The organism is Arthrobacter sp. SO5 (assembly GCF_020532805.1).
GTDB lineage: Bacteria > Actinomycetota > Actinomycetes > Actinomycetales > Micrococcaceae > Arthrobacter.
The window spans coordinates 1-8496 of record NZ_MQTQ01000060.1; the positions used below are offsets into that span (position 1 = coordinate 1).

Annotated in this window: 10 protein-coding genes and 1 pseudogene; 4 read left to right on the forward strand and 7 right to left on the reverse strand. The window is 65.0% G+C overall.

Translation table 11 applies throughout. The features are described from left to right. Positions 1-112: 112 nt before the first annotated feature. Entirely contained in the window at positions 113-994 is an 882-nt protein-coding gene (locus BJG92_RS11165; protein ID WP_232084080.1) for a helix-turn-helix domain-containing protein, read from the reverse strand. Positions 995-1275: 281 nt separating this feature from the next. On the opposite strand from BJG92_RS11165, the gene BJG92_RS11170 reads away from it, so the two are divergent. Further along, positions 1276-1692: a DUF1761 domain-containing protein gene (locus BJG92_RS11170; RefSeq protein WP_232084081.1), complete on the forward strand. Its 417-nt coding sequence runs from the start codon at positions 1276-1278 to the stop codon at positions 1690-1692. A gap of 74 nt (positions 1693-1766) precedes the next feature. On the opposite strand, the gene BJG92_RS11175 is transcribed toward BJG92_RS11170, so the two are convergent. Next, positions 1767-2393 carry an FMN reductase gene (locus BJG92_RS11175; RefSeq protein ID WP_232084082.1) on the reverse strand — a complete coding sequence of 209 codons (627 nt, stop codon included), beginning with the start codon at positions 2391-2393 and terminating at the stop codon, positions 1767-1769. Between the two features lie 115 nt (positions 2394-2508). Here BJG92_RS11175 and BJG92_RS11180 point away from each other — a divergent pair, with 115 nt between their 5' ends. Continuing rightward, positions 2509-2955: a DUF1801 domain-containing protein gene (locus tag BJG92_RS11180; RefSeq protein ID WP_232084083.1), complete on the forward strand. Its 447-nt coding sequence runs from the start codon at positions 2509-2511 to the stop codon at positions 2953-2955. A gap of 171 nt (positions 2956-3126) precedes the next feature. Here BJG92_RS11180 and rplI read toward each other — a convergent pair whose 3' ends face one another. The 4 genes from rplI to rpsF form a co-directional block, all read right to left on the reverse strand. Further along, the gene (rplI, locus tag BJG92_RS11185; RefSeq protein ID WP_232084084.1) at positions 3127-3579 is read right to left on the reverse strand and encodes a 50S ribosomal protein L9; all 453 of its coding nucleotides are present in this window, start codon (positions 3577-3579) and stop codon (positions 3127-3129) included. A 17-nt stretch (positions 3580-3596) separates the two neighbouring features. Beyond that, positions 3597-3836, reverse strand: coding sequence for a 30S ribosomal protein S18 (rpsR, locus tag BJG92_RS11190; RefSeq protein ID WP_003800144.1), 240 nt, complete (start codon positions 3834-3836; stop codon positions 3597-3599). 125 nt (positions 3837-3961) lie between these two features. Further along, the gene (locus BJG92_RS11195; protein ID WP_024366240.1) at positions 3962-4555 is read right to left on the reverse strand and encodes a single-stranded DNA-binding protein; all 594 of its coding nucleotides are present in this window, start codon (positions 4553-4555) and stop codon (positions 3962-3964) included. Positions 4556-4611: 56 nt separating this feature from the next. Then, the gene (gene rpsF / locus BJG92_RS11200; protein WP_232084085.1) at positions 4612-4917 is read right to left on the reverse strand and encodes a 30S ribosomal protein S6; all 306 of its coding nucleotides are present in this window, start codon (positions 4915-4917) and stop codon (positions 4612-4614) included. Positions 4918-5158: 241 nt separating this feature from the next. Here rpsF and BJG92_RS11205 point away from each other — a divergent pair, with 241 nt between their 5' ends. Then, complete coding sequence (locus tag BJG92_RS11205) at positions 5159-5845, forward strand: DUF1345 domain-containing protein (protein ID WP_232084086.1); 687 nt, start codon at positions 5159-5161, stop codon at positions 5843-5845. A gap of 752 nt (positions 5846-6597) precedes the next feature. Further along, complete coding sequence (locus tag BJG92_RS11210; protein ID WP_232084087.1) at positions 6598-7779, forward strand: hypothetical protein; 1182 nt, start codon at positions 6598-6600, stop codon at positions 7777-7779. Positions 7780-7806: 27 nt separating this feature from the next. Here the strand turns inward: BJG92_RS11210 and BJG92_RS11215 are convergent. Next, positions 7807-8496, reverse strand: a pseudogene (locus BJG92_RS11215) (M18 family aminopeptidase); the annotation flags it as partial.

Sequence of the window (8496 nt, forward strand, 5' to 3'; positions counted from 1 at the left end):
TGCTCACAGCAGCCAGCAGCTGCCTCGGGAAAAGATCCAGCCCCCTCAAGCCCACTAATTCAGCAGTCTCCTAGGCACGGGCGAGCATCCCCCTGTCTGCACGTGGTCCACGCTACCGGGCCGCGCTAGTGCGCAGTTCCGGCGCGGAACGAATGGATCGGACATATGCAGCAGGGGTGATCCCTGCGACGTTTCGAAAGTCGCTGGTGAGGTGGGCCTGATCGGCGTAGCCAAGGTCCGTCGCCAGCACGGCGAGGTTGTCAAAACCGTCGGACGCGAGTGCCCGGGCGACCTCTTGGAGCCGGATGCGCCGGCTCACCCACTTGGGTCCGTGCCCCAGCGTCGACCGAAGGGCGCGCTGGATGGTGCGCTCACTCACCCCCAAGGCCTCGGCGACGGACGCACCGGTCCTCGAGGGGATCAGTGATGACAATTCGACCAGGATTGCGTTGGCCAGCAGACGTTCCGGCCCGGGAGGCCTCTCGTCGATCAGGGCGCTAATCGCCGCATCGGCTAGCCGTGCGCGGGCTTCGGGCATCCCGGCTTCGGCGATGTGGCTGAGGAGACGGAACAGGCGCGGATCAAGCTGCGGCGTGAGTGGGAGAGTCCCGTCGGCAATCTGTTGCGGGCTCAGATCACTCAGGACAGCGAGGCCGGCAGGCCGGAGACGGATCGCGAACACCGAACCGGCCCCGGTGATCCGGCGCTTCCACGCCCGACTCTGCACGCCGGTCACGACCAGCGGCGCCGGAACGTTGCCCTCTTCGGCCGTCACGGTGACCGCCGGCAGGTCGATGATGCGTTGATCAATGGAGTCACCCGCTGGCAGGCTCCAGTGAACGTGCCAGTACTGATCGACGACGGCGCTGACCGCCGGGTCCGGATCGAACCAACCTGCTCCGTACCGGTTCAGGTTCTCCGGGTACAGGACGCCGGAACGCTCGCCGGGCTGGATCGGACGGTGGCGACCCGTTTTGCTGGTTGCGGCGGTCATACGGCTAATTGTGACTCATGTCGGTTTTCTTCAAGACTGGCGGCTCTTCGCGCACTGATGATGGTGTTCCGGGCCAGCGCCGGTCCGTACCCACAACCGTTGGAGACATACGTGACATCGACGAATCACATCACCACGCCTATCGAGGTATCGGACAACCAGCAGGATCATCAGGGGGGCGCCGCGTTCGTCGTCCTCGACTCAAGCGGGCATCAGACGCTCTGCGGGAACTGCTCGGTCAGGCACGTCAAGGCACTGCGTAGCGGCGTTCGTGAACGACCATGACCGACGCGCTCGCCCACCTCAACTGGCTCAGTATCGCCCTTGCCACCCTGGCTTGCTACCTGCTCGGGGCCCTGTGGTTCACGCCTCTCTTCGGAAAGGCCTGGGATGCCTCGCTTGGCTTCCGCAGAACGAAGAACCAGCGCTTCACGGTGAGCTATTACGTCGTGCCGCTCATCTGCAGCCTGCTCGTCGCGGTGGCCACCGCCGTGCTGGCCGACGCGCTAGGGCTGCAACATCTAGCGGACGCGCTGCTGCTCGGTGGCATCGTCGGCATCGGCTACGCCGCAAGCGCCTCCCTCAACGGCGCCATCACGCCGAACAATCCCCGGCCCTTCTTGTTCGCGGCGGTCACGGGCGGGTACCACATTGCAGGATCCATCATCGTCTCGGTGATCATCGTCGCCATGAGGTGACCCCAGAGGCAGGCGGTGCTGCGGCAGGCGGTGCTGCGGCTGGCGGTGCTGCGGCTGGCGGTGCTGCGGGAACGCTACCGGCTGCCCGAGATCCCGGCGAGCAGCTGTTCGAAGGGCAGCGACGCCAGGGCGGCCGGCCTCTGCTGCGGCTGCGATCCTGCCAGAAGTCCGACGAACTCCCCGGCCGCGCGGTCGATCCGGGCCGAAAGCGGCGATCCGCCGTCGTCGTCGTTTCCCCAGTCCTGCGGGCCCGCGAAGACGGCCGAGGCGGCGATCCTGGTGCGCAGGTAGGTGAACAGCGGCCGCATCGCGAAGTCGAGGACCATCTGGTGCCGGTCTGTGCCTGCGGTGGCGCCGAGCAGCACGGCCTTGCCCTCCAGTGACTTGGGGTCCAGGACGTCGATGAAGGACTTGAAGAGCCCGCTGTAGGACGCGCTGAACACTGGGCTCACGGCGATGATGCCGTCGGAGGACCCGACGCCGGCGATCACTTCGGCCAGTCGGGGGCCGGCATAGCCGGTCACAAAATTGTTGGCGATGTCGACTGCGAGGTCCCGCAGTTCCACCACGTCCAGCGTGGCGGCGAAGCCGGCCTCCGCGAGCTGGCGTTTGGCCGACGCGGCCAGCTGCTCTGCCAGCAAGCGGCTCGAGGACGGGACGCCGAGTCCGGCGGTGAGAACGGTGATCCGGCGGGTTTCCAAAGCGTGCTCCTCAGTCAGGTCAGGATCGCATACAGCTATATATGCATTTGCATCTATCTCGAAAAGCGGAGCGCCGGTGCTTTTATTCCCGCCGTCAAACTGGGACACTGCCGGAATGGCTGACAACAGGAGCGGGACCACGAACGAAAACAAGACACGGGTAACCGGTGCATCCGTGGCGGACTTCCTGGCCGCCGTCGAGCATCCGGTCCGCCGGGAGGACGGCCTGAGCCTCCTGCCGCTGATGTCCGAGATAACGGGACAGCCGGCGCGGATGTGGGGGCCGACGATTGTGGGATTTGGCCGGTACCACTACAAATACGACAGTGGCCGCGAGGGGGATGCCCCTGCGGTGGGATTCTCCCCCCGGAAGGCCAGTCTCTCGCTCTACGGCCTGGCCTACGGTCCGGACGCCCCCGAACTGCTGGCACGGCTGGGCAAACACAAGATGGGTGCCGGCTGCGTGTACATCAATAAGCTCGGCGACGTCGACGCCGGCGTTCTGGCGGAGCTGGTCCGGGGCGGCTATCGGTACGTGACCACCGTGCTCCACCAGGGCTAGGCCTGCGCGCTACTGCAACGCGGGGTCACTTCGGGCCCATCCCGGGCACCGACATGGGCCCGAAGTGACCCCGCGTTGGGGTTTAAAGCAGAAGGCCCCCTCCTTCGGTTCCCAACGGGAAGCCAAAGGCGGGGGCCTTCCCGCAGTTCAGGACTGCAGAGCCAGTGAAGGCTACTTGCCTGCGACGACGTCGAGCTCGATCACAGCGGCAACGTCGTCGTGAAGACGAACGTTGGCCTGGTAGGAACCGACCGACTTGATGTGTGCCGGCAGTTCAACCTTGCGCTTGTCGATCTTGCCAAGGCCAGCGGCCTCAACAGCGTCGGCCACGTCGCCCTGCTTGACGGTGCCGAACAGGCGTCCGGTCTCGCCAGCCTTGACAACGAGCTTGACCGGCTTGGCGGAGAGTGCAGCGGCCTGCTTCTGAGCGTCTTCCAGGGAAGCGTGCTCGCGGGCAACGCGGGCAGCCTTGATGGACTCAACCTGCTTCTCGCCGCCCTTGGACCAGGTCAGGGCGAAGTTGCGGGGCAGCAGGTAGTTACGTGCGTAACCGTCCTTGACCTCGACAACATCGCCTGCAGCACCGAGACCGGTTACTTCGTGGGTCAGAATGAGCTTTGCCATGTTAGTTAATCCCTTCCTTAGCCGCGGCCAGCGCCGGAGTAAGGCAGCAGAGCAACTTCGCGGGCGTTCTTGATTGCCTGGGCGATCTTGCGCTGTTCCTGCACCGTGACGCCAGTGACGCGACGGGCGCGGATCTTTCCGCGGTCGGAGATGAATTTGCGCAGCAATGCTACGTCCTTGTAGTCGATGACAGTGATGTCAGCGGCCTTCAAGGGGTTGGACTTTGGTTTGGGCTTACGGAGTTCAGCCTTAGCCATCGTGGAGCTCCTATTCGATGGAGCCCGTGGATATTGATCCACGGGATGGTGGTGATACGACGCCGGTCTGCACCCGTCCGCCTTGCGGCGTGCCGGCGGGTTCCGTCGTCGAACCTTTGATGTTTTTAGAAGGGAGGTTCGGAATCCGGGCCGTTGCCCCAGCCGCCGCCTGCATTGCTGACACCGGGCGTGGCCCAAGGGTCATCCTGCTGCTGTGCGGGCTGGTTGCCGCCCCAGGTTCCGCCGGAGTTGCCGCCGCCCTGGTTTCCGCCAGAGCCGCCGCCGAAGCCGCCGCCGCTGTTGCCGCCGCCGAAGCCACCCTGGGCACCGTTGCCGGCACCCCCACCGCCGGAGCGCTGGGTGCGGTTGACCTTGGCGTTGGCGTAGCGCAGGCTCGGGCCGATTTCATCGACCTCAAGCTCGATAACGGTGCGCTTCTCGCCTTCTTTAGTTTCGTAGGAACGGCTCTTCAGACGGCCGGAAACGATCACGCGCATGCCCTTTGTCAGGGATTCGGCGACGTTCTCGGCTGCTTCACGCCACACCGACGCGCGGAGGAACAGGGTTTCCCCGTCCTTCCACTCATTGGACTGGCGGTCGAAGGTGCGGGGAGTAGACGCGATGGTGAAATTCGCTACTGCCGAGCCTGACGGTGTGAACCTCAGTTCGGGGTCATTGGTGAGATTACCGATGACCGTAATAGTGGTTTCGCCTGCCATCTACTGCCTCCTTGTTCGTTCCTGCGGGGATGAAGAGTGAAAATCTGGAGCTGAAATTACTCAGCAACGACCTTCTGTACTTCGGGGCGGGTGATCTTGGTGCGCATGATGGTCTCATTGAGACTCAACTGGCGGTCAAGTTCCTTGGCGGTAGCCGGCTCAGCGGTGAAGTTCACCACGGCGTAGATACCTTCAGACTTCTTCTGGATCTCGTAGGCCAGGCGACGACGGCCCCAGATGTCAACCTTTTCGATGGTTCCACCATCGTTGGTGATGACACTCAGGAACTTCTGAAGCGTTGGCTCAACGGTACGCTCTTCGACCTCGGGGTCGATGATTACCATCAATTCATAAGGACGCATATGTGAACCCACCTCCTTTGGGCTAAGCGGTTACGGCATTTCCGTAACAGGAGGTTCATTTGCGGTGCCGTGTGCCCCGCAAGGCCCCCGGAACGGAGGCAGGACGCAGCACAGACTTCAACAGCTTAGTCCATACGGGCCGGTTTCCGCGATTCCTTGCGGGTCCAACGTAGCCGGGGCTGGCTCGGCCCCGGAAGCCAAGCTCCCCTCCATGTGGACAACCCTGTGCCATGATCGGGGAATGAAGACCGGTGGCCCTATCCGACCTGCCGCTACCATCAGGAAGAGCCGTCTGCGTTTCGCCGTGATGCTGCTGGCGGGGTTGATTGCCGCGGCCGTGGCGGGCCTGGCCGGACATTGGGTGCAGGCTCCGACGATCGGCTGGAGCTCCGCTGCCCTGACGTACATAGTCTGGATCTGGCTGGTGATCGGCCGGCTGGACCCTGCGGCCACCCGGCTCCACGCCACGGCGGAAGATCCGTCCCGGGGCACCACCGACCTGCTCATCCTGGCCGCGAACGGCGCCAGCCTGGCGGCGGTGGCAGCTGTCATCGTGGACTCCCACATGAATACCGACACAGCGTCCCGGATCGGCGGCGGCCTGCTGGCGCTGGTGTCGGTGGCACTGTCCTGGATGCTGGTCCAGACGCTCTTCACACTGCGCTACGCCCAGCTTTACTACGGCACGGGCGCCAAGGCCGGCTCCGGGGTGGGCGGCATCGACTTCAACCAGAGCCGGCCGCCGCAGTACACCGACTTCGCGTACCTGGCCACGAGCCTGGGCATGACGTACCAGGTATCGGACACCGCACTGCAGAACCACGGCATCCGGGCCGAGGCGCTCAAGCACAGCCTGCTGTCCTATCTCTTCGGGACCATCATCCTGGCTGCCACCATCAACCTCGTTGTCGGGGTCGCCGGCTCCTAGGCCGCCGTCCGGCGTTCGGCGTTCGGTTCGGGAGGTTCTCGGGCCGGAAAGAGTACGGGACGAAAACTACTCGACTTCCGCCAATGCCCTGCTCGACTATCTGGGCGGCCTAGTTCCGGGGCAGACAATTGATCGAAGCGGCCTGCACCGGTGTCCTGAGCCGTGGGTGAGCAGGCTGGCGCGGAGAACGGTTTCCGGAAAGGGATATTTCGATAGTGGCTGTGCCTAAGGCGGTAATTGAGTAGGATGGCGCACAGGCGCGACCCGCCAGGCCGCCGTGCGAAGGCCTTCAGACTTTGAAGGGGTTCATTTGGCTCGGTTCGGATATCCGATCACTGAGTTTCCGGGACAGACCGATTGCTTTTCCCTGGCGTGACGTCCCGGGGTTGGTGCAGGACCAGCAAGGCGGCCTTCTGGTTCAAGCCAACGATCGTGCCGAAGCCGCGGCCAACCCCGCCTGCGCGCTGCACACGTCGCACCCGGTCGACCGATTGGGCACTGACGGTCGCCCCGTGGCCGGGTGTTGTGACAGCATCGGCGGCGCCGGAGTCCTCGCACTAATCATTCAAGGGGTATAGCCCGTGAAACGTAGCCCAGGACGGTCCCACGCGGTGTTGACAGCCGCGTTTTGTCTAGGTATTGCCCTACTGCACAGCGGGAGCGTCGCGCCAGCCGGCCAAGCCCTTCCGCAAGGCGCCGGAAGCGACGCGACCCCTGGCGAAAGTGCCGCGGCGGCCCAAGGTCTCCGCGAAGTGGATGGAGGGCCCGGCTTCTATGGCGGCTTCAAGAACTCGCTGCCGGCCACTCAGGACTACTTTCCCCTTGGCGTCTGGCTGGAAAGCGTTCTGGAACCGGGCGATATCCAAAAGGACAAAGCCGCCGGACTGAACACTTACGTGGACCTGACGGCGAACTCAGATACCTCGCTGCTGCGTCCGGGCGGTGTCCATGCTCTGACGAGCGAACCCTCTCCATGGAGCTCGGGCCTTGTCCTCGCCGATGAACCGGACATGTGGGCGGGTCCCGGGTCGTCCGAATGGACCGGAAAGTGGCCGGGTCAGGGTGAAATCTGCAACCCCGCTGGGGTGCGTTGCGGCTATTCGGTGCAACGGAAGCTGTTAGCTGCGAGTACCGACGGAACCCTGAAGTATGCCAACTACGGCAAGGGGGTCAGCTTCTGGGAGAGCAATGAAGAAGCGTCCGTCTTCGTCAATGAGTTTCAGGACGTGGTTTCGGTCGACAACTACTGGTTCACGGATCCCAATATCTGCGGCAGGGGTGAGGGCGGCGGGAGCCTGGGCCGGGAGCGGGACCTGACGGACCAGGAGTGCCGGCGGGCGGCCAACTACGGCTGGACAGTTGACAGGGTCCGGTCCCTGGTCCGGCCGGCCGGCAGCAAACCCGTGTGGGCGTTTGTGGAAGTGGGGCACCCGTTCACCGAGATGGAGGCTCCCACCATTACTGGCCCGGAGATCCGGGCTGCGGTTTGGAGCAGTCTGATCCACGGGGCACGGGGGATCATCTACTTTAATCACAGCTTCGGGGGCGACTGCCAGACGCAGCACATCCTGCGCGATGCCTGCGGTGACGGGATCAGGCCCTGGGTGACCGCGGTAAATGGGCAAATCACCGGACTCGCCCCGGTCCTCAACGCGCCGTTCCTGGACGGAGCCCTGGTCCACGCCGGGGGCGTTGACACGGCCGTGAAAGTACACGGCGGCGATCTCTATGTATTCGCCGGTTCGGCCCAGGCAGGGTCCCAGCAGGCTGAATTCACCTTGGGGTGTCTGCCGGCCGCGGCTCTCACCGCCACGGTCCTGGATGAGGACCGCACGGTACCCATCAGCAACGGCACCTTCCGGGACACGTTCGAGGACGGCAACGCAGTCCATCTCTACCGGATCAACGGGGCCGCCGCTTCCTGCGCCCCTTGACCCGGTCCCTGTGCCGCTGGCCTGCCCCTACGCCGCCGTCCGGAAGAACTGCTCCGTCACCCTCGCCAGACGGTATGGGTCCTCAACGCCGCACAGCTCGCGGGCGGAGTGCATCGAAAGCAGGGGCACGCCGACGTCGACCGTCCGGATCCCGAGCCGGGTGGCGGTCAGCGGGCCGATCGTGGAGCCGCACGGCATCACGTTGCTCGAGACGAACTCCTGGTAGGGGATGCCGGCGTCGGTGCACAGCCGGGCCCAGAGGGCGGCGCCGGTGGCGTCCGTGGCGTAGCGCTGGTTGGCGTTGATCTTCAGCAGCGGACCGCCGTTCAGGGCCGGCCGGTTGGCGGGGTCGTGCCGCTCGGCATAGTTGGGGTGCACGGCGTGGCCGGCGTCCGCGGACACACAGAACGACGCCGCGAATGCCTGCCGCCGCTGGCTTGCCGACGCGCCGAGCCCGTCGGAAATGCGCACCAGGACGTCCTCAAGAACGGGTCCGCAGGCACCGGAGCGGGACGCGGAGCCGATTTCCTCGTGGTCGAACGCGGCGAGAACGGCGATCGGGGCACCGGCCGGGAGCGGCCCGGCGGCGTGGGCAATCAGCGCCTCGAGCCCGGCGTGGGTCGCGGAGAGGTTGTCCAGCCGGCCGGAGGCGAAGAACTCGCCTTTTGCCCCGAAAACGGCGGGCGCCTGGGTGTCGGCGATGACAACGTCGTACCC

Bases quoted from the DNA above. Each gene is read 5' to 3' on its own strand.
- BJG92_RS11165 (WP_232084080.1), bottom strand. From the start codon at position 994: ATGACCGCCGCAACCAGCAAAACGGGTCGCCACCGTCCGATCCAGCCC.
- BJG92_RS11170 (WP_232084081.1), top strand. From the start codon at position 1,276: ATGACCGACGCGCTCGCCCACCTCAACTGGCTCAGTATCGCCCTTGCC.
- BJG92_RS11180 (WP_232084083.1), top strand. From the start codon at position 2,509: ATGGCTGACAACAGGAGCGGGACCACGAACGAAAACAAGACACGGGTA.
- rplI (WP_232084084.1), bottom strand. From the start codon at position 3,579: ATGGCAAAGCTCATTCTGACCCACGAAGTAACCGGTCTCGGTGCTGCA.
- rpsR (WP_003800144.1), bottom strand. From the start codon at position 3,836: ATGGCTAAGGCTGAACTCCGTAAGCCCAAACCAAAGTCCAACCCCTTG.
- BJG92_RS11195 (WP_024366240.1), bottom strand. From the start codon at position 4,555: ATGGCAGGCGAAACCACTATTACGGTCATCGGTAATCTCACCAATGAC.
- rpsF (WP_232084085.1), bottom strand. From the start codon at position 4,917: ATGCGTCCTTATGAATTGATGGTAATCATCGACCCCGAGGTCGAAGAG.
- BJG92_RS11205 (WP_232084086.1), top strand. From the start codon at position 5,159: ATGAAGACCGGTGGCCCTATCCGACCTGCCGCTACCATCAGGAAGAGC.